We start from the raw sequence: 26,226 nt of genomic DNA, 5'->3' as shown, positions 1-26,226 counted from the left end.
GTCACCTCCACCCGCAGGTTCCCGGCGACGGACTCAGCCGCACGGTGCGACCGCGGCACGGCAGGCGCGCCCCACAGGAGGGAGCAGAGCGCCACGACCAGGGCCACGAGACCGAGGGCGATGAGGGAGAAGGCGACGTTCTGCGTCCAGGCCGGGCCAGGCGCGGCACCCACCGCTCGAAGAGTGCGCCGACGAGGATCCCCGCGACCGCGGCGAGGGCAGGGACGGCCGGGTGCGCGGTGGCGCCCTCGTCGGACGACGACGCGACGGCACGGTCGACGCCTCCGAGCACGACGGCATACGCGAGCAGTGCTCCGACGACGGAGCCGAGCGTCGCCCGGCGGCGGGCCCGGGACGCGAAGGCGTCGAGACGCCGCGAGCCGAGCCACCGCGCGAGGTTGACGACCAGCGCGAGCAGCACCACCGGCCCGAGGTACCACGAGACGACGCGAGCATCCATGCCGAGCCCTTCCCTGACTTTGTCGCAATCATTTAATCCACTGCTACAAAGAACGTCAAGGGCGACGCGTGAGCGGCGTCACGCACGTCCTTGGACAGCATGGCCGTCCGGCGCACGACCACCGGCTAGCATCTACTACGTCATGTAGTTCTGGAGCGACCTCGCGGAGCCCCCATGGGTGCAACGGACCTGGCACGGTGGCAGTTCGCCATCACCACCGTGTACCACTTCCTCTTCGTGCCGATCACGATCGGCATGTCCCTCATCGTCGCCGTCTTCCACACCGCCTGGGTGCGCACGCACAACCCGCAGTGGATGAGGCTGGCCAAGTTCTTCGGCAAGCTCTTCCTCATCAACTTCGCGCTCGGTCTCGTCACCGGAATCGTGCAGGAGTTCCAGTTCGGGATGAACTGGAGCGACTACTCGCGCTTCGTCGGTGACATCTTCGGCGCGCCGCTGGCCGTCGAGGCCCTGCTCGCCTTCTTCCTCGAGTCGACCTTCCTCGGCCTGTGGATCTTCGGCTGGGGGCGCCTGCCCGAGAAGCTGCACGCGACGACGATGTGGCTCGTGCACATCGGCACGGTGCTGTCGGCGTACTTCATCCTCGCCGCCAACTCCTTCATGCAGCACCCGGTCGGTTACACGTACAACGCCGCGAGCGGCCGCGCCGAGCTGACCGACTTCTTCGCGGTGCTCACCAACAAGGTCCAGCTCGTCACCTTCCCGCACGTCATCTTCGCCGCCTACATGGCCGGCGCCGGTGTCGTCATGGGCGTCTCGCTCTGGCTGATGCGCCGCGAGGCCAAGCGCGCCGTCGACGACGCACAGGACGTGGCCCGGACCGACGCCCCGATGTACCGGACGGCCACGCGCATCGGCGCGGTCATGACGCTCGTCGCCGCCATCGGTGTCACCATCACCGGCGACGTCCAGGGCAAGATCATGACCGAGGTGCAGCCGATGAAGATGGCGGCGGCCGAGGCGCTCTACGAGTCCGTCCCCGCGGGCGAGGGAGCACCCTTCTCGGTGCTCACGGTCGGCTCGCTCGACGGCTCGCACGCCAACGCGATCATCGAGGTCCCCGGCCTGCTCAGCTTCCTCGCGACCGGCAACTTCCAGGGCGCGGTGCGCGGCATCAACGACCTCAAGACCGAGTACGCCAAGACGTACGGCGCGAGCGGCAACCCCCGGGTGGCCGACGTCGCGACCGCCTTCGTCCCCAACATCCCGACCACCTACTGGACGTTCCGTCTCATGATCGGGCTCGGCATCGTCACGGCGCTCATCGCCATCGCGGTGCTCTGGATGACGCGCAAGGGACGCACGCCGACGGCGAGGTGGCTGACGTATGCCGCCCTGGCCGCTCCGCTCCTTCCCGTCCTCGCCAACAGCTTCGGCTGGATCTTCACCGAGGTCGGCCGACAGCCGTGGCTCGTCTTCGGCCTCATGACGACGGCCAACGGGGTCTCCCCGAGCGTCTCGATGGGCGAGGTCATCACGTCGATGGTCGTCTTCACGCTCCTCTACGGAGCGCTCGCCGTCGTCGAGATCAAGCTCTTCCTGCACTACGTCCGCAAGGGGGCCGAGCCCTTCGAGGAGCCGCAGGACCCCGCCGACCGGGACGAGGACGCACCCCTCGTCTTCGCCTACTGAGAAGGGCTGAGCTGCAATGGATCTCGCCACCTTCTGGTTCATCGTCCTCGGCGTCCTCTGGACGGGCTACCTCGTGCTCGAGGGGTTCGACTTCGGCGTCGGCATGCTGCTGCCCGTCCTCGGCGGCAAGCGCTACGCGTCCGACGCCGTCGACGCCGAGAAGCGCCGCCGCGTCCTGCTCAACACCATCGGCCCGGTCTGGGACGGCAACGAGGTGTGGGTGCTCACCGCCGGTGGCGCCACGTTCGCGGCGTTCCCGCACTGGTACGCAACGCTGTTCAGCGGCTTCTACCTGCCGCTGCTGCTCATCCTCGTCGCGCTCATCCTGCGCAACCTCGGCTTCGAGTACCGCCACAAGCGGCCCGAGGCACGGTGGAAGGCCCGCTGGGACCTGGCGATCTTCTGGGGCTCCCTCGTGCCCGCGCTCCTCTGGGGTGTCGCGATGACCAACATCGTGCGCGGCGTGCCGATCGACGCGAACAAGGAGTTCACCGGCAACCTCTTCACGCTGCTCAACCCGGCCGGGCTCCTCGGGGGTCTCGTCTTCGTGGCGCTCTTCCTCACCCACGGCGCGATCTTCGTGGCGCTCAAGACCGACGGGAAGATCCGTCACGAGGCGCGGCAGATCGCCGAGCGCGTCGGGCTCGTCGCCGCCGTGCTCGCCGTGGCCCTGCTCCTCTGGATCGGCCTCACCGACGGCAAGCTCGCCTCGTGGGTCACCACGGTGGTCGCGGCGGCCGCCCTCCTCGGCGCCCTCGCAGCCAACCGCGCGGGACGTGAGGGGTGGGCCTTCATCGGCACGGCCGTCACCATCGCCATGGCGGTCGCGACGTACTTCCTCGTGCTCTTCCCGAACGTCATGCCCAGCTCGACGAACCCGGACTGGAACCTCACCATCGCGAACGCGTCGAGCACCGACTACACCCTCAAGGTCATGACGATCGTCGCGCTGATCTTCACGCCGATCGTGCTGATGTACCAGGGCTGGACGTACTGGGTCTTCCGGAAGCGCCTGACCGTCAAGCACATTCCCGAGGACGCACCGCGCGAGACCGTCTCCCGCTGACCTTCTGGTCCAGACGACCAGCCCGTCCGACAGATCGAGAGGACCCGCTCCGTGAAGCCCTTCGACCCGCGACTCCTCCGGGCGGTCCCTGCCGCCCGGAGGCCCGTCGCCGTCCTCGCCGCGACCGGCATCGCGAGCGGTGTCACGACGATCGCCACGGCCTTCGGGCTGTCGGCGGTCGTCGTCGCGGTCGTCGAGGGGACCGACCTCACGTCTCCCCTCGCGTGGCTGCTCGGGCTCTTCCTCGTGCGGGCGTTCCTGGCCGCCACGACCGAGCGGGTCGCCGCCTGGGCGGGCGTCTCCGTCTCCTCGGCGCTGCGGGCGACGCTGCTGCACCGGTGGGGCACCGTCGACGCCGACGCGCGGCTCGAGCCGGGCGCCGCCGTCTCGCTGGCCACCTCGGGCACCGCAGCCGTGGAGCCGTATGCCGCCCGCTTCCTCCCGACGCTCGTCACCGCGGCCGTCGTGCCGGTGCTCGCCATCGCGACGCTCGTCGTCGTCGACTGGCCGAGCGCCCTCGTCGTCGCGCTGACCCTCCCCCTCCTACCCGTCTTCGCAGCCCTCATCGGCAAGGCCACCGCCGAGTCGACCGAGCGCCGCTGGGCCGCCCTCGCCTCGCTGTCCGGCCACTTCCTCGACGTCGTCCGCGGCCTGCCGACGCTCGTCACCTACGGCCGGGCCCACCGCCAGGCCACGACGGTCCGCGAGGTCAGCGACCGGCACCGGCACGCCACGATGGAGACCCTGCGCATCGCCTTCCTGTCGTCCGCCGCGCTCGAGCTGCTCGCGACGATCTCCGTCGCGATCGTCGCCGTCACCGTCGGCCTGCGGCTCTCGCACGGCTCGATGACGCTCGGCGCCGGGCTCGTCGCCATCCTGCTGGCGCCCGAGGCGTACTGGCCGGTGCGCCGGGTCGGCGCGGACTACCACGCGGCCGCCGACGGGGTCGTCGCGCTCGACGCGATCCTCGCCCAGCTCGACCCCTCCCCGGCCGTGGCCGAGTCCCCCGCACCGAACGCCGCGTTCGGTGTCGTGTCGCCGGAGGTCAGCCGGGTCGGGGAGGTGCGGGTCGCCGGCGTCACCTACGCGTATGCCGGGTCGCCGGCTCCCGTCGTCCGGGACCTCGACCTCGTGGCGGGTCCCGGGCTCACGGTCGTCACCGGTCCCTCCGGCGTCGGCAAGTCGACGCTGCTCGACCTGCTCGCCGGACTCCGGCGCCCGGGCGCCGGCACCGTCGAGGCACCCCCCTCGCACTACGTGACCCAGCGACCCTTCCTCTCGACCGGCTCGGTGCGCCAGGCCCTGACGATCGGCCACCCGGCCACCGACGACCAGCTCTGGGAGGCCCTGCGCGCCGTCGGGGTCGACGGGGTCGTCGCGGCGCTGCCGGGTGGGCTGTCCGCCGACCTCGGCGACGACGGCTTCGGCCTGTCCGCCGGCCAGCGGCAACGGCTGGCCCTGGCCCGCGCCTGGCTCGCCCCGGAGACGCTGCTGCTGCTCGACGAGCCGACCGCGCACCTCGACCCCGAGGGCGCAGAACACGTCGCCGCCCTCGTCGCCGAGCTCGCCGAGCGCCGGGTCGTCGTCGCCGTCACCCACCGCGACGAGCTGCTCGCGCACGCCGACCACCACCTCGTCCTGGCCGCTCCGCTCGAGGTGGTCCCGGGGGCGTCGCTGCCGGGACCACCTCGAGACGCGGGAGAGGAGAGCGAGCGATGAGCGCCGTCCCCACGCCCGACCCCCGCGTCGAGGTGACCGCGCCCCCCACGTCGGGGCCGGCATCACCTCGAACCGGCGGCGCGCGTCATCGGGTCTGGTGGCCCTCGGCGGGCACGGTCCGCGGCGGGCTGCTCGGCGGGATCGCCACGGCGTCCGGCATGGCCCTGACCGCGACCTCTGGATGGCTCATCGTCCGGGCGTCGCAGCAGCCCGTCATCCTCACCCTGCTCACCGCGATCGTCGCCGTCCGCGCCTTCGGCATGGCCCGACCTGTCTTCCGCTACTGGGAGCGCCTGACGAGCCACGACGCCGCGCTCGGGATGCTCGCCGACCGACGGACCTCTGCCTACGAGGCGCTCGTCCCGCTCACGCCCGCCCGGCTCGGACGACGCCGCCGCTCCGACGTGCTGACCGGGGTCGTCGACGACCTCACCGACGTCGTCGACGCGCAGGTGCGGGTCACCGTGCCCGTCATCTCCACGGCGGTCGCCGGCGGCATCGCCATCGCGCTCACCCTGGTGCTGTCCCGGCCTGTCGGCCTCGTCATGCTCGGGCTCGGCGTCGCCGTGTGCCTCATCAGCCTCCTCGCGACCCGGCTCGAGTCCCGATCCCTGCCGGAGCTGCTCGCCGCCCGCGCCGAGGTGACCCGCGTCAGCGAGCTCATGGCGAACCAGTCGGGCGAGCTGCGCGCCGTCGGTGGCTGGGCCACGGCGCTCGGCTGGCTCGACGACGCCCACACCTCCCTCGACCGCATCACCCGACGCATCAGCGCAGGTCGCGCGGCCGCCGCCTCGCTCTACCTCGTCGCCGTCGGCGCGGCGGTCGCCGCGACCGCGGTCATCGCCCAGGACCTCGCCGTCTCGACGCCGGTCAAGGCCCTCCTCGTGCTGACACCGGTCGCCGTCTCCGAGGCCGTCACCCCGCTCGTCGACGCCATGCGCGCCCTCGCCCGGGCCCGCGGCAGCGAGCGGCGCATCGACGCCCTGCTCGACCTCACGCCCGCCGTCGCCGACGAGGCCGGGCACGCTGCCGGCGCGGGCGACCCCGGCCACGCGGGCGACCCCGACCACGCGGCCGACGACACGTCAGGCACGCGGCCCGGGCACCCGGCATACGCCGGCTGTGACGTCACGACGCGGGCACTCACCGCCTCGTGGACCGGCGCGCGCACCGACCTCGCGCCGACCGACCTCGACGTGCCGGCCGGCAGCCGCATCGCCGTCACCGGACCCAACGGCAGCGGCAAGTCGACGCTGCTCGCCGTGCTCGCCCGTCACCTCGACCCGTCGGGCGGGACCTACCGGCTCGGCGGGACCGACGTGCTCGGTCAGCCGCTCGAGGAGACCCGCGCACGCATCGCCGTCGTCGACGACGAGACCCACGTCTTCGCCACGAGCCTGCGCAACAACCTGACGCTCGCGAGGCCCGACGCCGACGACGCCGCCGTCGAGCGTGCCCTGCGCGCGGCCGGTCTCACGTCTCTCCTGGAGAGCCTGCCCGACGGCCTCGACACGACGCTCGGGTCGACGGGACGCGGGCTCTCCGGCGGCGAGCGCGCCCGCCTCGGCATCGCCCGCGCCCACGTCAGCGGACGGCCCGTCGTGCTCCTCGACGAGCCGGTCGCCCACCTCGACCCGCCCACGGCGCGCGCCGTCGTCGAGGACCTGACCCGGCTCGGCAGCGCACCGGGTACGACAAGGGTGGCGGGCACGAACGCGCCCGCGCAGACGATCATCATGGTGACCCACCGCGACGACGGCGCCGACCTGTTCGACCGTGTCCTCGAGGTGCGCCGCCCGCCATCGGGGACGATGTCCTCCACCACCGCAGTCCCGGTCCGCCACCCAGGCGACCGCACGCACGAAGCCGGCCCACCCCGTCGGTAGATTGGAACGCCATGCCCAGCACACCCCGCAACCGTCTCGGCGACCTCGAGCGCGTCGTCATCGAAGAGCTCTGGACGACCGCCGACGCCCACCCCGAGGGACGCACGGTCCGTGAGGTCCACGACGCGATCGGTGTCGAGCGCGGGCTCGCCTACACGACCCTCATGACGGTCCTCGACCGGATGGCGAAGAAGGACCTCGTCCACCGCGAGCGCGACGGTCGCGCCTGGCGATACACCGCTGCGTCGACCCGGGCCGAGCTGACGTCCGAGTCGCTGCACCACACGCTTGGCGAGCTCGCCGGCGACAAGCGACGCACTGCGCTGCTGCACTTCCTCGACGAGTCGACGCCCGAGGAGATCGACGAGCTCAAGGCAGCACTCGCCGAGCTCGAGGCCCGCCGCCCCGACGCCGCGAAGCGCTGACTGGAAGCACTGACCGACCGATGACCCCGTCCGCGGCCCGCCGCACCACCTGACCGTGCTCGTCGTCGCGGCCCTCGTCGTCCTCGCGGTCCTGCTCGCGTGGCCGGTGCCGCGCGTCCTGGCCCGCGCGACGTCGCTGCGTCGGGCGCCACGGGCCGCTCTCGTGCTGTGGCAGTCGACCGCCGTCGCCGCCGTGCTCGCCGCCCTGCTCGCGGCGCCGGCCGCCATCCCGCTGCTCGTCGGGCGCCAGGTGCGGCTCTCGGAGCACTGGGTGACGCTCGCCGTGGCCGCCGCGCTCAGCGGCGTCGTCGCCGTGCGCCTGCTCCTCTCGGGTGACCGGGTCGGACGCAACCTGCGCGCGGCCCGCCGGCGCCACCGTGACCTCGTCGACCTGCTCGGCGTGCCCGGCGAGGGCGCCGACCGGCACATGCGCGTCCTCGAGCACACGACCCCCACCGCCTACTGCGTCCCGGGCGTCCGCCGTCGCGTCGTCCTGACGCAGGGCACTCTCGACCGGCTCGGCCCCGACGAGCTGTCGGCGGTCCTGGCGCACGAACGCGCCCACCTCGGTGCCCGCCACGACCTCGTCATGGAGTTCTTCACCGTCGTCCACGAGGCGATGCCCGGCTTCCTGCGCTCCGAGGCGGCCCTGCGCGAGGTGCACCTGCTCATCGAGGTGCTCGCCGACCGTGCCGCGGTCCGGCACGCCGGCGCCGTCAGCACCGGACGCGCCATCGTCGCCATGGCCGGCGGACCCAAGCCCGCCGGCGCCATGGCGATGGCCGACAGCACGCGCGTCGCCACCGCCCGCATCGGGCTGCTCGACGCCGAGCGGATCGCCGGCCTGCCGGTCCCCGCCGTCGCGGCGATGATGTATGCCGTGTCGGCCGTCCTCGTCGCGACGCCCCTCGCGCTCTACCTCGGCGCCATCGCCGAGCTCACGCTCGTCTGAGGGCCTGCCCTCGCACGGGGGCGCCTCGATAGGGTGGCGCCATGCGCGTACTCGTCAGCGGCGGAGCCGGCTACATCGGCTCGCACACGGTGGTCCAGCTGGTCGCGGCGGGGCACGAGGTGCTCATCGTCGACAACTTCGGCAACAGCAAGCCGACGGTCGTCAACCGTCTCGAGGCGCTGACCGGCACGCACCTCGACGTGCGGTCCTTCGACCTGCGCGACCACGACAAGACCGAGCACCTCTTCGCCACCGAGAAGATCGACGCGGTCATCCACTTCGCCGGGCTCAAGGCCGTCGGCGAGAGCGTCGAGCTGCCGCTCGAGTACTACGAGAACAACCTCGTCTCGACCTTCTCGCTCGTGCGCGCGATGCGCCGCCACGGCGTGACCAAGCTCGTCTTCAGCAGCTCGGCCACGGTCTACGGCCACAACAGCCCGCCGCTCACCGAGGAGATGTCGACAGCGGCGACCAACCCGTACGGGTGGACCAAGGTCATGATCGAGCAGATCCTGCGCGACGTCGCGGCCGCCGACCCCTCGCTGCGGATCGCGCTGCTGCGCTACTTCAACCCCGTCGGCGCCCACGCGAGCGGCACCATCGGCGAGGACCCCCAGGGCATCCCCAACAACCTCATGCCGTTCATCGCGCAGGTCGCGGTCGGGCGGCGCGAGAAGCTGCTCGTCTTCGGAGACGACTACCCGACTCCCGACGGCACGCCGCTGCGCGACTACATCCACGTCGAGGACCTCGCCGCGGGCCACCTCGCCGCGCTGGCCAAGCTCGGTCAGGTCGACGAGCCGGTGTCCACGTGGAACCTCGGCACCGGGCACGGCACGAGCGTCCTCGAGGTGCTGCACGCTTTCGAGCAGGCCGTCGGTCGCGAGCTGCCCTACGAGGTGGTCGGCCGCCGCGCCGGTGACCTGCCCGAGTCGTTCGCCGACCCGTCGCGGGCGAACGCCGAGCTCGGCTGGCGCGCGGAGCGCACCATCGAGGACATGTGCGTCGACCAGTGGCGCTGGCAGAGCGCCAACCCCACCGGCTACCCCGACGCCTGACGCGGGCCCGGTCCCCGTACCCCACACCGAAACGACCACTCGACGCGCATACGGCACCCTCCACCACTCGAGTGGCCGCGTAGTCACACAGACCACTCGAGTGGTCACTCCCGCACACCACCCACCACTCGAGTGGCCCCGTCGTCACACGAACCACTCGAGTGGTCACTGAGCACAGCACCCACCACTCGAGTGGCCCCGTCGTCACACCCGCGCCGCGCCGGTGCGTGTGACGACTGGGCCACTCGACGATGGGGTGTCCCGGATTGGTGTGACGACAAGGCCACTCGAGTGAGCGGGTGGTCACAGTCGTGTGGGCGGGCGCTCACTCGACGTGAGGTGGGGTGGGGTGGGTCAGGGCTGGGGGTCGAAGGCGTCGTAGTGGCGGAAGGACGGGACGCGCGCGACGGAGACGATGACGAGGACGACGACGAGGACGCCGCCGACGACGGACGGCACCCACGTCGCCGTCAGGGTCGCGAGCGTGCCGGCGAACATCTGACCCAGCCGGGGTCCGCCCGTCACGACGACGGTGAAGACGCCCTGGGTGCGGCCGCGCAGGTGGTCGGGCACGGCCGCCTGGAGGATCGACTGCCGGAAGATCGCGCTGATGTTGTCGGACCCACCGGCCACGGCGAGGCACAGAGCCGCGAGCGCGAGCGCCCACCGGTTGGCGTCACCGAAGTCCATCGACTCGACCGCGTGCCCGCCGAGCTCGGTGACCGCGAGGACGATGCCGAAGCCGAGGATGGCGAGGCCGTAGGAGACGATCGCGTTGCGGATGGCGAGGCCCTGCCAGCGCAGGCCGGTGACGCGCCCCGACCCGAGGCTCGAGACGATCCCGCCGACGGCGAACGACGCGAGCAGGATGCCGGCCGTGACCGACCCGCCGCCGATGACGATCGCGCCGACGGCGGGGAAGAGCACCATCGGCTGGCCGAACGTCATCGCGATGATGTCGACGATGAAGCTCATCCGGACGTTGGGGGCGCGGCGCAGGTGCGCGAGCCCGTCGACGACCGAGCGGAAGCCGCCGGTCGTCGGCCGCTCCCCCTCCGGCCGGATGCGCGGCAGCGTCCAGAGGCCGAAGAAGCCGGCGAAGAAGAGGACGACGTCGACGGTGTAGGTCCAGGCGTAGCCGGCCCGCGCGACGAGGACGCCGGCGACTCCCGGCCCCACCGTCACCATGATCCCCGCCGAGATGCCGAGGAGCGCCGCCGCCTTGGGCAGCTGCTCCTTGGGCAGCAGGCGCGGCGTGATCGCCTGGCGGGTGGCCGAGGCGATGGTCGCGGCGACGGCGTTGACGGTGGTGATGACGTAGAAGACCCAGACCGGGGTGATGCCCGCCCACACCAGGGAGGCGAGGACCACGGTCGAGGCCCACGCGACCGTGGACGCAGACAGGGCCACCGCACGCCGATCGAAACGGTCGGCGATGGCGCCGCCGTAGAGCCCGGCGACGATCATGGGCAGGAGGGAGAACCACGCGACGAGCGAGACCATGAAGGTCGAGCGCGTCAGGTCGTAGATGTGCAGGCCGACGGCGGTGTTGGTGACGAACGTGCCGATGCCGGCGAGCGTGTTGCCGAACCAGAGCCGGGCGAAGGGCGGGCTGACCCGCAGCGGCGTCAGGTCGATGAAGTGCGACCGACGAGCGGCCGGGGCAGGTGCCTCAGGGCCTGGAGGTGCGTCGGTCACAGAGCGAAACTACGCCACCGCCAGGTGGCCCGTCGGGGCGGGCAGGCAGGCCTCGACCTCGCGCAGGCGCGAGCCGTCGCGGACCCACACCCACCGGCCGTCGGCGGTGCGCCGGGCCACTTGGGTGCGCACCGTGCCGTCGGCCGTCGTCGACGTCGTCATGGCGAGGCCACCGGTGACGACGGCACGGGCCGACACCGCTGCCCCCGACACCACTGCCCCCGACGCCACCGACCCCGACCCCCCGACCGAACCCAGGACGCCCGCTGCCAATGCGGCAGCGAACGCCGAGCGGATGGCGGCCGAGCCCGCCGCCTCGCGACCGCGCGGAAGGCTCACGACGGCGTCGGCGGCATACAACGCCACGATGCCGTCGAGGTCACCCGCGGCGACGCAGGCGGCGAAACGGGCCTCGAGGGCCTCGGGGGCACTGGCCCCCACGGCGGACGGGTGCTCGGTCGTCGTCATGGCCACACCGTCCCACCGGCCACCGACAGCCCCACCGACCCCACGGCCAACCTCCGTACCGGCCGGAGCGACGCCGCCCGACCGCTCGGCGACCCCGTGACGAGGTGGCACTGCGCTTCGGGCCTCGCGGCGCGATCCGCGGTGTTCAATGGGCACCATGTCGTCTCGCCCACTCCACGTCACCTTCGTGTGCAGCGGCAACATCTGCAGGTCACCCATGGGGCACGTCATCCTCCAGCGCCTCGTGGACGACGCCGGCCTCGCCGCGCACGTCCGGGTCAGCTCGAGCGGCACCGGCGACTGGCACGTCGGCGAGCAGGCCGACCCACGGACCATCGAGGTCCTCGCCGAGCACGGCTACGACGGGTCGCGTCACCGCGCCCGCGTGTTCGACCCCGACGAGTTCGACGACCTCGCCCTCGTCCTCGCCTCCGACGAGGGACACGTGCGCACCCTGCGGCGGCTCGCCCGCACGCCGGACAACCGGGGCAAGATCCGGCTCGTGCGCGAGTTCGACCCCGAGGCGGTCGCCGCCGGCACCCTCGAGACCGGCGACCCGTGGTACGGCGGAGCCGAGCACTTCGCCCGGTGTTTCGCGGAGGTGGAGGCCGCCTGTCATGGCATCCTTCACCACGTCAGGGACCAGCTGGACGGCCGGCTGGCCGGACACGCGCACTCCCAGCACGACCCGGAGCAGCCCTGACCCGATGCGAGACCTGAGTCTGACCGTGCCCGACTATCCCTATGGTTCCCCGTGCTGGGTCGACCTGCTCGTCAGCGACGTCCCGCGCGCGCAGACGTTCTACAGCGAGCTCTTCGGCTGGCGGTGGCTGGCCGGTGACCCCGCGACCGGCGGCTACACGATGGCTCTGCTCGACGGCCATCCCGTCGCCGGCATCAGCCGCAAGCCCGAGACGGCGCCGATCCCCAGCCAGTGGACGACCTACCTCCGCGTCGGTGACATCGACGTCGCCGCGCGCGCCATCCACGCCTACGGCGGACGCACCCTCGGCCGGCCCGTCTCCATCGGCGCCCTGTCGCGGACCCTCATCGCCGTCGACCCCGGCGGGTCCTACTTCGGCGTGTGGGAGCCGGGCGACCTCCCCGGCAGCGGCATCCTCGACGAGCCCGGCTCGCTGACGTGGAATGAGCTGCTGACCCGCGACTACGAGCTGGTGCAGAACTTCCAGTTCGGCGTCTTCGGCCACGAGTTCACCGACGAGACCGAGCCCGGCGGCCCGCGCTGGGCCACGGCCCACACCGGCGACGGCAACCCGGCCTACGGTCTCGCCGAGATCGACGGCGAGTGGCCGGCCGAGATCCCGCCGCACTGGGTCGCGTCCTTCGCGACCCGCAATGTCGTGCCCGGCCTGGCGCGCGCGCTCGACCTCGGCGCGACGCTCCTGCAAGGACCCTTCGACGGCCCATACGGCGTCGGTGCGGTGCTGAGCGGGCCTGAGGGAGAAGTGTTCTCGCTCCTCGTCCCCGACCTCGACTGAGCCCACCACACACACTTGGAGCCGCACGTGCCCGTCCACGAGGAGCCCTTCGCCCCCGGAACGCCCTGCTGGGCCGACGTCATGGTCGACGACCTCGACCGCGCCCGCGACTTCTACGGCAGCCTCTTCGGCTGGACCTTCGAGGACCTGCCGCCCGAGGCCGGCGGCTACGTCATGGCCCGCAAGGACGGCCACGTCGTCGCCGGCGCCATGGCCAAGAACCCGGACGACCCCGGACAGGTGAGCGCGTGGACGGTCTACCTCGCGACCGACGACGTCGAGGTCACCGCCGACCGGGCACGCGCGGCCGGTGGCGTCTTCTTCCTCGAGCCGATGGACGTCGTCCAGATCGGCCGCATCGCCGTCGGCGCCGACCCGGCCGGCGCCGCCTACGGACTCTGGCAGTCCAAGGAGCACACGGGCACCGACCTCGTCGACGAGCCCGGCGCTCTCTGCTGGGCCGAGTCCATGAGCCGCAGCTACGAGGCGAGCAAGGCCTTCTACTCCGACGTCTTCGGCTACCGCCTGCAGGAGATCGGCGAGGGTGGCTTCCAGTACTCCGTCGCAACCCTCGACGGTGACAAGCCCGTCGGCGGCATCGGCGCCATCCCCGCCGCAGCGCCCGCCGACGTGCCGTCGCACTGGATGGCCTACTTCGCCGTCGCCGACGCGGACGCGGCCGCCGACCGGGTCACGGCCCTCGGCGGGTCGGTCATGCAGCCGCCGTTCGACACCCCCTACGGCCGGATGGCGCTCGTCGCCGGCCCCCAGGGTGAGACGTTCTCCGTCATGCAGCTCCCCGAGCAGCCCGCCACCGACTGAGGTCCCGACCGACCGAGGGCGTATGCCGCCCAGCCGGGACCGCGACCGCCCACCGAGCGCGCCGGACGGCATACGAACCACTCCTCGCGCTCTGGGAGGATGTCGGCATGGCTTCGCTCGCTGACGCAACCCCGCCCATCGCGCTCGGGGCGCTCGACGGTCGCTACCGTGGCGCCGTCGCGCCGCTCGTCGACCACCTCTCCGAGGCGGCGCTCAACCGGCAGCGCGTGCACGTCGAGATCGAGTGGCTCGTCCACCAGACGACCCACGGCGTCGTGCCCGGCGCGCGGCGGCTCACCGACGACGAGATCGCCGCGCTGCGAGCCGTCGTCGACGACTTCGGCACCGACGAGGTCGCCGAGCTCGGCGAGATCGAGCGCGTCACCGTCCACGACGTCAAGGCCGTCGAGTACTTCCTCAAGAAGCGCCTCACCACGATCGCCCCGGCCGACGAGGACAAGGGACTCGCCGAGCTGATCCACTTCGGCTGCACGAGCGAGGACGTCAACAACCTCTCCTACGCCCTCATGGTCAAGGGCGCCGTCGAGCAGGTCTGGCTGCCCAAGGCGCAGGCGCTCGTCGCGCAGGTGTCCGAGATGGCGCGCGAGCTCAAGGACGTGCCGCTGCTCGCCCACACCCACGGGCAGCCCGCGACGCCGACGACGATGGGCAAGGAGCTCGCCGTCCTCGCGCACCGCCTCGGCCGGCAGCTGCGCCGGATCGAGGGGCAGGAGTACCTCGGCAAGTTCAACGGCGCGACCGGCACGTTCGGGGCGCACGCGCTCGCGCTACCCGACGTCGACTGGCCCGCCGTGTCTCGCGCGTTCGTCGAGGGGCTCGGCCTCACGTGGAACCCGCTGACGACGCAGATCGAGAGCCACGACTGGCAGGCCGAGCTCTACGCCGACGTCGCGCGCTTCAACCGCATCCTGCACAACCTCTGCACCGACGTGTGGACCTACATCTCGATGGGCTACTTCGCTCAGGTGCGCGGCCAGGGCACGGTCGGGTCGTCGACGATGCCCCACAAGGTCAACCCGATCCGCTTCGAGAACGCCGAGGCCAACCTCGAGGTGAGCAACGCGCTGCTCGACGTGCTCGGCGGCACGCTCGTGCAGAGCCGCCTCCAGCGCGACCTCACCGACTCGAGCATGCAGCGCAACATCGGCACGGCCTTCGGCCACTCGATGCTCGCGCTCGACAACGTCGCCCGTGGTCTGGCCGGCCTCGACGCCGTGCCCGAGCGCATGGCCGCCGACCTCGAGGCCAACTGGGAGGTGCTCGGTGAGCCGATCCAGTCGGCGATGAGGGCCCTTGGCGCACAGGGCGTCCCGGGCATGGAGGAGCCCTACGAGCGGCTCAAGGAGCTGACCCGTGGACGTCGCATCGACGGTGACGACCTGCGTTCGTTCGTCCGAGGGCTGGGGCTGCCCGCCGACGTCGAGGCCCGCTTCGTGGCGCTGACGCCGCAGACCTACACGGCCCTCGCGAGCCGGCTCGTCGACGACTACCTCGCCTGACGGCATACGCCCGCTGGTCGGTTGGTCCCCCGCGGGACCGCACGACACAGCAAACCCCGCCTCGGCCGGCTGCCCACGCGTGCGACCAGCTTCGGGGCGCAGCTCGATGTGTCCTCGTGGCCCGGCCTCAGCTCCGCGGACGGTCGAGCCGCTCGGCGGCGTCGCGCAGCACCTGGGCGACGCGTGAGCCGAACCGCTCCCCGGGCGTCGGCTCGGTCTCGACCTGCCGCCGCAGCTCGTCGGCCTCCGCCTGCGCTGCCGCCCTGACCTCGGGGTCGGAGGACTCGAGCCGGGCGGCGAGCGCGGCCACCTGACGCACGGCCTCACCGACCGCGGCCACCGCCGCGGCAGGTGAGGAGGTCAGCTCCTCGGGCGTGCTCCCGCTCTGCCGTGCCACCCACCGCGTCCCGGGGCCGTATGCCGTCCCGTCGGGTTCGTCGCTCATGTGCCCTCCCTCGGGTCGTCCGTCGCGAGCCCCAGCAGGTCGCGTGGGCTGCGCTCCCCGCGTGCCACCGCAGCGAGCTGGTCGAGCGAGGTGACGACGTGACCCGCCTCGGGGCGGGCGGTCAGGTCGAGTCCGGTCGAGCAGGCCCACACGGCGTCGCCGACGCGGTAGCCGACGACGGGCACGCCGGAGTCGGCGAGCTCGACGTTCACCGCGGCGAGATCGGGGTCGTCGAGGGTCACGAGCGGCCCGTCGAGGCCGGCGGCCGCCGTGCGGCTCGGCTCGTCGAGGGGGTTGCCCGTCAGGTCGAGCACCTGCACGCCGCCCAGGCCGATGACGGCTGACGCATCGCGGATCCGGTTGCGGCGCAAGGACACCACCTGCAGAGGTAGGCCTGCGAGGGGTGAGAGGTCGGCGAGGTCGCTGTTCTCGACGGCGAGCACGCGCAGCCGGCCCAGCGACGACATGACCGAGTAGTCACCGACGTCGCACGCGATGAGCGACAGGGTCTCGAGGCGCTCGAAGTGCTCGAGCCCGGCCAGGGAGCGCGCGTGCGACACGATGAGGTTGACGACCTCACCGGGTGGGGTGCCGGGGGGGACGGCGCCGGCTCCGACGAGCTCGGCCAGGGCCCGGTCCACGTCGGTCGTCATGCGCCGGTCTCCGCAGCGACGGCCGCGGACGACGCCGCGAAGCTGGCCTGGATGCGCTGCCAGTTGAGACGCTGCCGGAAGGCGAGCTGGGCCACGGTCAGGGCTGCGTCCTCACCGCTCTCGAGACGGAAGAGCATGCCGACGGGCTGGTTCAGGGCACTCTCCGGGATCATCCCGACGCCGCCGTCCCAGACGCGCCCGGGCAGCTGCGACTGCAGGTGCTGGATGTAGGCCAGCGGGCCGAGGCCGTTCTGCGCGTTGAACTCGGTGCGTAGCCAGTCATGGAACTCCTCCGTGCCCATCGTGCCGGTCATCGAGGTCGGGTCGGCCGGGTCGCGGAAGGCGCCGACGTGACCCGACATCCGCACCGTAGCCACCGTGCTGTCCGCTGCGCGCACGCCTCGCGGGGCCCGCGTGGTCGTGACGACGGGCGGGTGCAGCACGTAGCGGGTCGGCGACCGCAGCGTGTTGTGCGCGACGACCCACCGGAGGCCGTCGCGGATGTTGCCGGTGTTGGCCGTCTCGACCGCAGTCTCGATGACCCGCGGGATGAAACCCGTCGTGATCCACTCGTGGCTCGCCGGCTCGACGTTGCGGAAGAGCCGCTTGACGTAGTTCTTCGTCTCGGCGCTGGCGTTCCAGACGGCGATGAACTGGGCCCACGTGACCCCGTTCGAGCTGCCGGGCGACACCATGGCCCGCAGGAAGGCGATGACGTCGCCCGCTCGGGTGATCGCCGTCTTGATGAGCGGGTTGACGACGTCGGCGGGCAGGCCGACGAACGACCCCCAGCGGCCCCCGGACGCCGTGTAGGTCATCGTCTGGATCTGGCGCAGCAGGGCCGAGTTGTCCTCGGTCGTGATGGTGCGGTTCGCGACCCGGACCATCCGCGTCACCGTGTCGCTGCCCAGCACGCGCAGGAAGTCGGTGCGCACCGTGTGGGCCGGGTCGGGCGAGTCGGTCTCGAACGCGTGGTTCTTGAACGTGCCCGACGAGGCCGACCGCGGGTTGCGCTGGCTGCCGACGAGGAACCACGGCAGCAGCTGCCGGTGCGTCGAGCCCTGGCCGAGGTAGCTGCGCGCACCGTCGGTGGACACGACGCTCGGCTCCCAGATCGGCGTCGTGCCGTCCGGCGCGACCTTGGCCCGACCGATGGTGGGCTCCCACTGCGAGGCGACCGTCGCGGCGTACTCGGACCCGTGTCCCTGGAGGTGCGAGGCGATGTCGCGGAGGTACTCGTCGGGGTCCTTCTCCTCGAAGAGCTCGAAGCACTCGCGCAGGACCGAGGCGAGACCGCGCTGCCGGGACTCGAGCGAGTTGTCAGACGGCGGCTCCTGGTCGTCGCGCGGGTCGCGGTTGGCCGCCTCGAAGGTCTGGGCGAGCGCGTCCGCGTCGGCGTCCATCGACGTGAGCAGCCCGTCGAGCTCGGTCAGCTTGGCCTCGGCCGCCGAGCGGTCCTCGGCGTTCTCGATGGCGGACAGCTGCCCCCGCCACTCGGCCGCCTTGTCGCGGATGGCCGTCGGGGTGGAGGCGACCATGAGGGTGGCATCGTTCCCGGAGCGGTCGATCCACGTGCGGTGGGCCTCGTGGGCGGCGCTGAAGCGCACCGTCGTGCCGAGCTCGGAGTCGTCGTTGTGGCCGGCCTCCTCGGGGTCGCCACCGATCCCCATGCGCGCCAGCAGCGCCCGACCCCGCTCGGCGAGGAAGCCGATGACCCGGTCCATGGCGGCATAGACGACCGCCTGCATGCGGGTGATGACGTCGGCGATCTCGCCGGGCAGCCCGCCGAGGTGGCAGAGGCCGGCGAGGAAGTCGATGACGGGCGGGATGAGGGAGGCGAGCGAGCGCTCGACGGCCGCCGCGAGGCCGCCGATGTTGCCGGCGATGACGTCGGCCATGCCGTTGACGATGGCCTCGACGAACCGGAAGATCCGGGCCGCGTTGCGGAAGATCCACGAGCACACCTGGTAGATGAGGTCGATGGCCTGGGCGATGGCGCCCACCGGGTTGAGCATCCCGATGACGCGGACGACGACCTGCTGGATGAGCGTCTCCACGAGGTACTGCACCGCCGCCTCGAGGATCAGGTTGACGATGTTCTCGGGGGTCAGCTGCTCCTTGACGAGCTCGACGAGCCCCTCGGGTCCGCGCTCGATGAGGACCGAGACGAGCTGCCACGCCGCCTCGATGACCTCGACGGCCGTCGGCCCGATGTGCCGCACGAGGATCTCGCGCACGCGCGGCCACGTGACGCCCATGAGCTGGAGCGCGAAGGAGAAGAGCGAGCGCGCCGAGAAGTCGCGAGGCATCGGGATCGGCGTCTCGAGCCCGGAGAAGAGCCAGTCCCAGAAGCCGTGCAGCACGTGGGTGCCGAAGTGGTCGAAGAACTGCTCGAAGCCCTGCTTGACCCCGGCGACGAGGTTGTTGATGAAGTTCTCGGGGTCGTCGGCGATGTCCGAGATGACCTGCTCGATGCGGGCGATCAACGCCCAGAAGGCTGCCGGCGGGATGCCGACGAGACGGAGCAGGCCGTTGATGATGGCCCGCACCGGGTCGTCGATGAACTCCTCGATGGCGGCGACGACCCGGCCGATGAGCCCGCCGGCCTCGTCCCGGCGTGCCTGTGCCTCGGCGTGCACCTCGTTGACGGCCTGGACGGCCCGCTGCGACACGTCGCGCACGAAGCTCGTCTGGGCGTCGGTGACGCGCTGGCTCAGGCCGTCGAGCATCCCGGCGAACCGCGCCCGCTCCTGCGCCGCCCACTCCGGGAACTCCTCCTCCATGGCCCGGAACGCCGTGTCGATGTCGTCGCGCGCGTGGTTGATGACGGCCTGCGCCGCGGCGACGACGCCGTTGACGTCGCTCGAGATGTCGGTGAGCAGGGTGCAGACGCCGTCGCCGAACTCACGCTCGGCGCGGTTGTACTCGTCCGTCACCCAGTCAGGCAGCCCGCCGATGTAGTCGCCGACGGCGAGGATCGCGCCGCCGACCCCGGAGTGCCGGTCGTCGATCCAGCGCTTGACCCGGTCGAGGGTGTCGTGGAAGTCCTGCGAGAGCCGCGCGAGGCCGGCGTCCCAGCGGGCGATCGCGGTGCGGCTCAGTGGCTCGAGCAGGGCGTTGACCTGCGTCTGCGCCTGGTCGTAGATGCCCTGGGCCCGCGTGGAGACCGACTCGCGGGTCTGCTCCTCGGACGTGACCATGCCGCCCTGGGCGCCGCCGACGGCGCCGACGGTGCCGGACCGCGAGGCGCGCATCGCCGCGACGGCCTGCTGCTGCAGCGCCGCCATGTCGCCCTGGGCCGTGTCGATGGCCTGCTGCTGCTCGGCCTGGATCTGCTGCGGCGTCCGCGCCGCGGCCTCACCCAGCTCGCCGCGCGCGGCCCTGGCCTCCGCGAACGGTCCGTCCGGGATCTCCTGCGTCACCCGGGTGTCGATGCCGGAGTCGGCGATCCGCTGGTCGGTGGCCGCGACGTCGGCGTCGAGCGAGGTGTTCTCCGGCGGGATCGGGTCGGGAGCCGCTCCGGCCGCGTCGACGCCCATCCCCGGTGACGTCGGCGAGGGCGCGGCGATCGGGGTCGGGGTCAGGGCCGGGGTCCCGGCGGGCGGAGAGCCCATGGCGTCGTAGCTGCTGCCGACCTCCGCGGTCTGCGTCTCGACCGACCCCGTGATCGTGGCGCCGGCCGCCTGGGCCTCGTGCGTCGGGTCGGTCTCGAGGAGCTCGTCCTCGTCCTCGGGCCGGTTCTCCCGGATCGCCGTCCGGATGCGCTCGCACAGGGCGACGATCTCGGGGCTCGGAGCGGGCCGTTCACCGAGCTCTGCGGCGAGCTCCTCACGGGCGCGGGCCGCCGTCTCCGCGGCCGGCTCGGTCACGGCCCCGCGGGAGTCGGCGACGTTGGCGTCGGCCGTCGGTAGGTCGCGCGCCGCTCCGGCTGCGCTGCGCGCTCCCCCGGTGACCGAGCCGCCCCGGGCCGCCGCAGCAGGTGTGAGCGTCGCCGGCGGCTCGGGCATGATCAGCTCGACCGGCGGGGCGGCCTCGCCCTCCGCCGCACTCCCGTCGGCACCACCGGGTATGCCGTCCGCCGCGGTCCCGGTCCCGGCGCCCTCCGCGCCGGGCCCGGCCACGGCTGCCGTGGCCTGCTCGGGGGTCTCGCCCGCGCCCGCCGTCGACGCCTCCCTCGTCGCCTCTCCCGTGCGCGCGGCTGCGCCCTCCGCGACCGCGTTCGACGCTGCTCCCTCCGGCACGGTGGCCGGGACGACGGTCGTGTCGGCGGGCGGCGCGGCCGGGGTCGGGGGGGCGGGCGGCACGAGCGGTGCCGGCTCGCCCGTGACGGCGCCGAAGAGGCCGCCCAGCACGGCGCGCACCGCTGCGTCGAGCACGGCGAGCATCTCGGGGCTGTCGACGCCGTAGACGCCGGGCGCGAGGAAGAGGTCCTCGTCCGTGACAAAGGCGGGTGCGCCGGCGACGGGGGCGTCCGGGTGGACGCGGATGCCGCTCACGTCGACGCCGAGCAGCCCCCGGTAGACCTCGGCCACCCGCGGCGTCAGCGGCAGCCCCGGCGGCACCACGTCGCCAGGCAGGTGGATCGTCGCCCGGTCCCCGGCGCGGGGTGCGTCGACGCCCTCCGGCGCGGACCAGCCCGCCTCGGCCGGCAGCGCACGTAGGTCGACGCCGAGCGTCGTGCCCCGCAGCGTGACAGCGGGCGCCGACAGGGCCTGCTCGGGGCTCCAGCCCTCGACGCGCCAGGTCGCCTCGCCGAGGTGCAGCCCGAGCAGGCCGACCCGCGCGCGCATCTCGACGGTCCCGTCGAGCGACCCGTCGGACCGGAAGCCGGCCCGACCCGTCAGCTCGGTGAAGGGGGCCCGTCCACTCAGCACCACGGCACCGCCGTCGACACCCCACTCCGCCTGCACGGCCGAGAGGCCACCTGCGGTCGTGGCCGGGTCGAGCGCGACCACGGCTGCGTCGCCCACCGGGTGTGGCACGCTCCCGAGCACCGGCGCGTCCTCGCCGACCGGCGACCGCGGCGCGACGGCGTCCCGCGGCGACCGCGTCGACCCCTTGGACGCACGCTCGGCGTCCGCGCCGGGCCCCGGTCCCGCCCGGGTCGTGACCGGCGTGCTCACGGCGGCACCGTCCGCCCCGCCTTCTCGAACTGGCGACGGATGCCGTCGAGGAGGTGGTCGGTCGTCACGACCCGGCCGTTCGACGCGGCGCGGTAGGCCGCGTCGAGCGTCGCGTCCCGGATCTGCGCCCCCGTCAGCGGGTAGCGGCGCGCGAGGTCGCGCAGGTCGATCGACGTGTCCATCGGCAGCGACGCGGGCGCCACTGCGGCCCAGAGTCGTTCGCGCTCGCCCGGTCCCGGCTCGGGGAACTCGACCATGACGTGGATGCGCCGCTGGAAGGCGGTGTCGATGTTGGCGAGCAGGTTCGAGGTGAGCACGACGATGCCGGGGTGCTGCTCGACCCGCGACAGCAGGTAGGACACCTCCTGGTTGGCGTAGCGGTCGTGCGCGTCGCCGACCTCCGTGCGTGCCCCGAAGACCGCGTCCGCCTCGTCGAAGACGAGGACGCAGCGCTCGCGTGCCGCCCGCTCGAAGACCTTCGCGAGGGCCTTCTCCGTCTCGCCGATGTACTTCGACACGAGCGCCGAGAGGTCGACGAGGTATGCCGGGAGGCCGGCTGACGCTGCCAGTGCCGCGGCCGTCATCGTCTTCCCGGTGCCCGGCGGGCCGTGGAAGAGGGCGATGAGGCCGCTCGCGTTGTCGTGGTGGGCGCCGAAGCCCCAGTCGTCGACGACGGTGTCGCGCTGGGTGATCCGGCCCGCGAGGTCGTCGATCCGGCCCCTGGCGGCTGCGGGGAGCACGACGTCGGCGAGGGTGTGGACGGTCGTCAGCGGGCGGGCCGGGAAGTCCGAGGACGCGACGGGCGCCTCCTCGGGCAGCCCCAGCAGCCAGGCGACGAGGGACGGGTCGGGGCGCAGCACCCCGGACAGGTCGCCGGGCGGGTCGAGGGACAGCAGGCCCTGGGCGCGCAAGCGCCCCTGCGACGACAGCAGGACGGTGGCGTCGAGGCGGCCGCGGAACGACCGGGCCACGAGGGTGCGGGCCACCTCACCGGTCAGGCCGACGACGGACGGTCGGTCCGTCAGGGCGCCGTAGCGCACGGCGAAGCGCTCGTCGGCGTGCGGCGCGACCGCGGCGACGAGGACGACCGCCTCGGCCGCGGACAGCCCGGTGAGCGTGACGAGCTCGGCGAGGGGCCCGACCCCGGCGAAGCGCTCGATCGACGGCAGTCCCTCGCCGTCGCCCTCGATGCCGAGCGGTCGGCCCGCGGGTCCACCCCGGCGCTCCTCGATGCGCACGGCCACGAGCGCGTCGAGCATCTCGAAGGCCGCGCGCAGCTCGTCGACCTCCGGCGGCCCGCCCGCGGTGCGGGAGGTCCCCGACAGCGGCTCCGGTCCGGCTCTCACCGGAACCTCACGGTGACGGGCGGGGACCACGGCAGCTTGAGCAGGCCGACCGGATAGGGCAGGCGCGGCAGCAGCACGTCGAGCGGGTGCGAGGCGGCGGTGAGCAGCACGGGGTCGCGGTCGGTGTCGAGCAGTCCGGCGCGCACGACCCAGGACGCCCGCACGAAGGCCTCGCTCGACCGCTCGAAGCCCGGGAGCAGCCCCGCGAAGCCGGCGAGCACGCCGCTCGCGGACTCGGCGACCTCGCGGGCTCCGCTGAGCGGCATACGTGCTCGGGACTCGACGTCGGCTGCCGGTGGGCGGCCGGCGAGGAGTCGGACGAGCGGGTCGTCGACGAGCGACGGGTCGTCGGGGTCGACGACGGCGGCGAGTGCCGCCTCGCGGACGTCGACCGGGTCGAGCCGGGGGTGCAGCGCCTCGGCGCGACGGCAGTGGTCGGCGAGCCACGGGTAGAGCAGGACGAGACCGGCCGCCCGGGTGAGGTCGGCGACGACGACGGGGGCACCGCTCTCCGGCGCGACCTGGGCGACGGCCGCGAGGCGGGCGAGCACCTGGGTCTCGTCGTGAGGAGCGGGCGACGCGTCCGCGCGAGCCGCGCCCTGCTGCCCCGAGGCGACGTCGGCCGTGCCAGCGTCCGCCCCCGGCGCGACGGGTCGCTCCGTCGGCCCCGACACGGACCGTGTCCAGGGCTCTTTCGGCACGGAGCCTCTCGCTGGAAGCCCTTGCGGCGCAATGGCTCTCGCGACCATGTCAACGACCGCGAGCCACTCGGCGACGTCCAGCTCGGCTCGGACGTTGGTCGCGACCTGCGGGTCCGCGAGGGCCAGCACGGCGCCCGGGAGCTCGGCGGGCCGCGGGCCGGCCGCACCCGCCCAGAGCCGGGCTCCCGTGGCGACGTCGACCGGCGAGCGCCAGGGGCGCGCAGGCGGCGACGCGTCGGCGAAGCCACGGGCCACGGCCGTCACGCCAGCACCGCCCCCGTCGGCGAGCACCTGCGCGCGGATCGCGTCGGCCCACAGCAGCGCCAGCGTCTCGTCGTCGTAGTCGTCGACGGACAGGTCGAGCGTCACGAGCACGTGGTCGAGCCGGACGTCGCCGATGTCGGCGAGGGCCCGGTCGAGGGCCGCAGGGAGCGCCGTGGCCGCGACGCGCGCGAGTCGTCGCGCGCCCGGCCCGCGCAGGCGCAGCACGTCGACGGCCACGTCGGTCACGGCACCAGGCCCCCGAGGTCACGCAGCTGCGCGTCGAGCTGCCGACCCACGTCCTTGGACACACCCGATGCCTTGACGAGCGTGCGGAGCGTGCCGAGCACCTCGAGCGTCGCCGCCGTCAGGGCCGCGGGCTCGACCGACTCTACGGCCTCCTCCAGCGTGTCCGGGGGTGCCACCGCCTGCGCGAGGGCGGCGTGGGCGCGGTCGGCCGCTGCGGCATACCGGCTGAAGCTGCGGTTGCGCGGGTTGGGCAGCGACCGCAGCGCGTCGACGGTCGTCCGTGCGAAGTCGGCCACGCCCTGGGCGAGCTCGCGGTCGACCTGGCCCGACGGCTTGACGATCCCACCGATCCCACCGATGCCACCGATCCCGCCGACGCCCGGGCCGCTGATGACGCCACCGCCCCCGGGGCCGCTGACGACCCCACCCCCGATGTGCGTGCCGATGTTGGGGTCGACGGCGATGACGCCGCCGCCACCGACCTTGGGGTCGAGCTTGATGCCGTCGCCGAACTTCGAGATGACCTCGACCTTGCCCTCGAGGACGTCGATCCGGTTCTGGACCGTGTCGATGCGCTTGATGCCGGACTCGAGCTCACCGAGGCGGTTCGTGATCGTCACCGCGTCGAAGCTGCCGCGGAACGACGTGAAGTCGGTCTGGAGCAGCGTCAGGGTGCCACCGAGCCCGGCGACCGTCTGGTCGAGCTGCCCGAGGTGGGTCTCGAAGCCGGTCGACAGGCCACGCAGCTCGGTGGCCGCCGCCATCGCCTCGGTCGCCGCACCCACGGCCGCCGGCAGCGCCGACCCCGCGGTCCGCACGTTCTGCACCGTCGGGACGCGCCCCGTCGAGACGACGACGCCGTTCGCGTCGGTGCCGAGCACGACGGAGTCCGAGGCCGCGAAGCCGCCGGCCGGCGCATAACCGTCGAGGGTCATGACGTCCCCGGCCGACATGACCCGGACGTCGGCGATGGCACCCTGCCCTGCGATGAAGCCGCCGAGCACCGTCTTGACGTCGTTCGCGTCGTGACCGAGGAAGTCGGTGAGCGGGAACTCCTGCTCGCCGAGGACGTCGACGGGCTGCCGTTCGTAGACGACGTCGGGGCGCTCCCACGTCTTGATGGGCGGGTTCCACACCGGTTCGCGCGGGTCGAAGATCCACGTGTGCCGCCATTTGTCCGGGATCTCCTTGGGCGGGAAGACGATCTTGATGCACTTGTCGCCGACGCGGATGGATCCGACGGGGCAGGCGACGGGCGGCTTGGGGTCGCCGACGGGCGCCGGGTCGGGTGGGGCGAAGCCGGCCAGGAGCGCCTCGACCTCGTCGCGGAAGGCGCCGGCAGGGTCGGTGCACGAGCCCCCGAGGAAGGCCTCGGTGAAGCCGCGCGGCGGCTCCCACGCGTGCCGGTAGGCGCAGTCGAAGACCCACGTGCTCGACACCTGGTGGAGCCAGCCGAGCACGACCCCGGGGCGCGTCGTGTCGCGGTCCCACGTGAGGGCCAGCAGGGCGCGGACGCGCAGCAGGTCGAGGGTCGCGAAGAGCACCATGTTGAGCCAGCCGCACTTGTAGCCCCTGACGCCCGCCGTGTCCGTGCTCGCGATCGACGTGGCCTGCAGCTTCGCGATGAGGGTGGGGTCGACGAGGGGCTGGGTGCCGTTGGTCAGCCGGGCGGCGATGGCGTTGCGCAGCGTCGGGTAGGAGTTGATCGGCGAGGAGTCGAGGGCGAGGCGGATCGGCTCGACGGTGAGGAGGGGCTCGGCCGCGAAGTCCATCCGGGTGCCGGTGACGCGGCCGGCGACGACCCGAACGGCGACACCGCGGGTGTGCAGCTCGGCGTGCCCCGCGCAGCCCGACTCGCCGCAGTCAGGGCTGGGCTCGACGGTGTCGGTCGCCTCGAGGACGACGCTGAAGCCGCCGGGTGCCGCGTCGACGAAGTCGTAGGTCACCGACTCGGCGACGGGCGGCAGGGCCAGCGTCTGTTCCGCCGCGAGGATCAGCGGCTCACCGCGCTGGTCGATCGCGAGCCCGGGCCCGACCGTGAGGGTCGTCGGCGTCGACACGGTGCCGCCGAGGCCGGCGTTGACGCCGAAGCCGACGAGGCGCCCGACGAGGCGGTCGCGCTGGTGGAGGAAGTCCCTGAGGTCGTTGAGCTCGGCCTCGGTGAGGGTCTGGCCGTCCACGAAGACGGGGTACTGGTTGTCTGCCATCGCTGGTTTCCCTTC

At 72.9% G+C, this 26,226-nt stretch carries 20 protein-coding genes; 11 read left to right on the top strand and 9 right to left on the bottom strand.

Annotation, left to right across the window (positions count from 1 at the left end; genetic code table 11):
* Position 1: 1 nt before the first annotated feature.
* Positions 2 to 460 (bottom strand): hypothetical protein, encoded by a 459-nt coding sequence (locus tag ACSSS0_RS13175; RefSeq protein ID WP_487228337.1) that lies wholly within the window; start codon positions 458 to 460, stop codon positions 2 to 4.
* Between the two features lie 174 nt (positions 461 to 634).
* Between ACSSS0_RS13175 and ACSSS0_RS13170 the strand changes: the two genes are divergently transcribed.
* From ACSSS0_RS13170 to galE, 7 genes are read left to right on the top strand one after another with little or no spacing between them, the layout of a single operon-like run.
* Positions 635 to 2,113 (top strand): cytochrome ubiquinol oxidase subunit I, encoded by a 1,479-nt coding sequence (locus tag ACSSS0_RS13170; protein WP_487228336.1) that lies wholly within the window; start codon positions 635 to 637, stop codon positions 2,111 to 2,113.
* Positions 2,114 to 2,129: 16 nt separating this feature from the next.
* Complete coding sequence (gene cydB / locus ACSSS0_RS13165; RefSeq protein ID WP_487228335.1) at positions 2,130 to 3,179, top strand: cytochrome d ubiquinol oxidase subunit II; 1,050 nt, start codon at positions 2,130 to 2,132, stop codon at positions 3,177 to 3,179.
* A gap of 51 nt (positions 3,180 to 3,230) precedes the next feature.
* On the top strand, positions 3,231 to 4,898 hold the full coding sequence (gene cydD, locus ACSSS0_RS13160; RefSeq protein WP_487228334.1) for a thiol reductant ABC exporter subunit CydD: 1,668 nt from the start codon (positions 3,231 to 3,233) through the stop codon (positions 4,896 to 4,898).
* Positions 4,895 to 6,784, top strand: coding sequence for a thiol reductant ABC exporter subunit CydC (gene cydC, locus ACSSS0_RS13155; RefSeq protein WP_487228333.1), 1,890 nt, complete (start codon positions 4,895 to 4,897; stop codon positions 6,782 to 6,784). The genes cydD and cydC overlap by 4 nt, the downstream gene beginning before the upstream one ends.
* A gap of 11 nt (positions 6,785 to 6,795) precedes the next feature.
* Positions 6,796 to 7,209, top strand: a complete 414-nt coding sequence (locus ACSSS0_RS13150) for a BlaI/MecI/CopY family transcriptional regulator (protein ID WP_487228332.1) — start codon at positions 6,796 to 6,798, stop codon at positions 7,207 to 7,209.
* 55 nt (positions 7,210 to 7,264) lie between these two features.
* The gene (locus tag ACSSS0_RS13145) at positions 7,265 to 8,161 is read left to right on the top strand and encodes a M56 family metallopeptidase (protein WP_487228331.1); all 897 of its coding nucleotides are present in this window, start codon (positions 7,265 to 7,267) and stop codon (positions 8,159 to 8,161) included.
* A 41-nt stretch (positions 8,162 to 8,202) separates the two neighbouring features.
* Positions 8,203 to 9,219 carry a UDP-glucose 4-epimerase GalE gene (gene galE / locus ACSSS0_RS13140; protein ID WP_487228330.1) on the top strand — a complete coding sequence of 339 codons (1,017 nt, stop codon included), beginning with the start codon at positions 8,203 to 8,205 and terminating at the stop codon, positions 9,217 to 9,219.
* Between the two features lie 354 nt (positions 9,220 to 9,573).
* On the opposite strand, the gene ACSSS0_RS13135 is transcribed toward galE, so the two are convergent.
* Both ACSSS0_RS13135 and ACSSS0_RS13130 read right to left on the bottom strand, forming a co-directional pair.
* Positions 9,574 to 10,917: an MFS transporter gene (locus tag ACSSS0_RS13135; protein WP_487228329.1), complete on the bottom strand. Its 1,344-nt coding sequence runs from the start codon at positions 10,915 to 10,917 to the stop codon at positions 9,574 to 9,576.
* A 9-nt stretch (positions 10,918 to 10,926) separates the two neighbouring features.
* Positions 10,927 to 11,385, bottom strand: coding sequence for a nuclear transport factor 2 family protein (locus tag ACSSS0_RS13130; RefSeq protein ID WP_487228328.1), 459 nt, complete (start codon positions 11,383 to 11,385; stop codon positions 10,927 to 10,929).
* Positions 11,386 to 11,542: 157 nt separating this feature from the next.
* Between ACSSS0_RS13130 and ACSSS0_RS13125 the strand changes: the two genes are divergently transcribed.
* The 4 genes from ACSSS0_RS13125 to purB all read left to right on the top strand — a co-directional run bounded on the left by ACSSS0_RS13125 (position 11,543) and on the right by purB (position 15,226).
* On the top strand, positions 11,543 to 12,088 hold the full coding sequence (locus ACSSS0_RS13125; RefSeq protein ID WP_487228327.1) for a low molecular weight protein-tyrosine-phosphatase: 546 nt from the start codon (positions 11,543 to 11,545) through the stop codon (positions 12,086 to 12,088).
* Between the two features lie 4 nt (positions 12,089 to 12,092).
* Positions 12,093 to 12,884 carry a VOC family protein gene (locus ACSSS0_RS13120; RefSeq protein WP_487228326.1) on the top strand — a complete coding sequence of 264 codons (792 nt, stop codon included), beginning with the start codon at positions 12,093 to 12,095 and terminating at the stop codon, positions 12,882 to 12,884.
* A 27-nt stretch (positions 12,885 to 12,911) separates the two neighbouring features.
* Positions 12,912 to 13,706 (top strand): VOC family protein, encoded by a 795-nt coding sequence (locus ACSSS0_RS13115; RefSeq protein ID WP_487228325.1) that lies wholly within the window; start codon positions 12,912 to 12,914, stop codon positions 13,704 to 13,706.
* Between the two features lie 107 nt (positions 13,707 to 13,813).
* Positions 13,814 to 15,226, top strand: a complete 1,413-nt coding sequence (gene purB / locus ACSSS0_RS13110) for an adenylosuccinate lyase (protein WP_487228324.1) — start codon at positions 13,814 to 13,816, stop codon at positions 15,224 to 15,226.
* Positions 15,227 to 15,353: 127 nt separating this feature from the next.
* Here the strand turns inward: purB and ACSSS0_RS13105 are convergent, their stop codons facing one another.
* Genes ACSSS0_RS13105 through ACSSS0_RS13080 form a run of 6 tightly spaced genes read right to left on the bottom strand, consistent with a single transcriptional unit; the run spans position 15,354 to position 26,211 of the window.
* On the bottom strand, positions 15,354 to 15,671 hold the full coding sequence (locus ACSSS0_RS13105) for a hypothetical protein (RefSeq protein ID WP_487228323.1): 318 nt from the start codon (positions 15,669 to 15,671) through the stop codon (positions 15,354 to 15,356).
* A complete protein-coding gene (locus tag ACSSS0_RS13100) occupies positions 15,668 to 16,324 on the bottom strand; it encodes a hypothetical protein (RefSeq protein WP_487228322.1) in 657 nt (218 codons plus the stop codon). The genes ACSSS0_RS13105 and ACSSS0_RS13100 overlap by 4 nt, the downstream gene beginning before the upstream one ends.
* Positions 16,321 to 21,447, bottom strand: coding sequence for a hypothetical protein (locus tag ACSSS0_RS13095; RefSeq protein ID WP_487228321.1), 5,127 nt, complete (start codon positions 21,445 to 21,447; stop codon positions 16,321 to 16,323). The genes ACSSS0_RS13100 and ACSSS0_RS13095 overlap by 4 nt, the downstream gene beginning before the upstream one ends.
* Complete coding sequence (locus tag ACSSS0_RS13090) at positions 21,444 to 22,793, bottom strand: ATP-binding protein (protein WP_487228320.1); 1,350 nt, start codon at positions 22,791 to 22,793, stop codon at positions 21,444 to 21,446. The genes ACSSS0_RS13095 and ACSSS0_RS13090 overlap by 4 nt, the downstream gene beginning before the upstream one ends.
* Positions 22,790 to 24,004 carry a contractile injection system tape measure protein gene (locus ACSSS0_RS13085; protein WP_487228319.1) on the bottom strand — a complete coding sequence of 405 codons (1,215 nt, stop codon included), beginning with the start codon at positions 24,002 to 24,004 and terminating at the stop codon, positions 22,790 to 22,792. Before ACSSS0_RS13085 ends, ACSSS0_RS13090 begins: the two co-directional genes overlap by 4 nt.
* Complete coding sequence (locus ACSSS0_RS13080; protein WP_487228318.1) at positions 24,001 to 26,211, bottom strand: hypothetical protein; 2,211 nt, start codon at positions 26,209 to 26,211, stop codon at positions 24,001 to 24,003. The genes ACSSS0_RS13085 and ACSSS0_RS13080 overlap by 4 nt, the downstream gene beginning before the upstream one ends.
* Positions 26,212 to 26,226: the final 15 nt, after the last annotated feature.

The organism is Terrabacter sp. R4-6 (assembly GCF_057529065.1).
Note: the sequence above shows the minus strand (reverse complement) of the source record. Positions and strands in the feature narration are given on the sequence as shown.

Coding starts and splice junctions, on each gene's coding strand:
- cydB (WP_487228335.1), top strand. CDS start 2,130: ATGGATCTCGCCACCTTCTGGTTCATCGTCCTCGGCGTCCTCTGGACG.
- ACSSS0_RS13100 (WP_487228322.1), bottom strand. CDS start 16,324: ATGACGACCGACGTGGACCGGGCCCTGGCCGAGCTCGTCGGAGCCGGC.
- ACSSS0_RS13120 (WP_487228326.1), top strand. CDS start 12,093: ATGCGAGACCTGAGTCTGACCGTGCCCGACTATCCCTATGGTTCCCCG.
- ACSSS0_RS13170 (WP_487228336.1), top strand. CDS start 635: ATGGGTGCAACGGACCTGGCACGGTGGCAGTTCGCCATCACCACCGTG.
- galE (WP_487228330.1), top strand. CDS start 8,203: ATGCGCGTACTCGTCAGCGGCGGAGCCGGCTACATCGGCTCGCACACG.
- ACSSS0_RS13080 (WP_487228318.1), bottom strand. CDS start 26,211: ATGGCAGACAACCAGTACCCCGTCTTCGTGGACGGCCAGACCCTCACC.
- cydC (WP_487228333.1), top strand. CDS start 4,895: ATGAGCGCCGTCCCCACGCCCGACCCCCGCGTCGAGGTGACCGCGCCC.
- ACSSS0_RS13125 (WP_487228327.1), top strand. CDS start 11,543: ATGTCGTCTCGCCCACTCCACGTCACCTTCGTGTGCAGCGGCAACATC.
- purB (WP_487228324.1), top strand. CDS start 13,814: ATGGCTTCGCTCGCTGACGCAACCCCGCCCATCGCGCTCGGGGCGCTC.
- ACSSS0_RS13175 (WP_487228337.1), bottom strand. CDS start 460: ATGGATGCTCGCGTCGTCTCGTGGTACCTCGGGCCGGTGGTGCTGCTC.
- ACSSS0_RS13150 (WP_487228332.1), top strand. CDS start 6,796: ATGCCCAGCACACCCCGCAACCGTCTCGGCGACCTCGAGCGCGTCGTC.
- ACSSS0_RS13105 (WP_487228323.1), bottom strand. CDS start 15,671: ATGAGCGACGAACCCGACGGGACGGCATACGGCCCCGGGACGCGGTGG.
- ACSSS0_RS13130 (WP_487228328.1), bottom strand. CDS start 11,385: ATGACGACGACCGAGCACCCGTCCGCCGTGGGGGCCAGTGCCCCCGAG.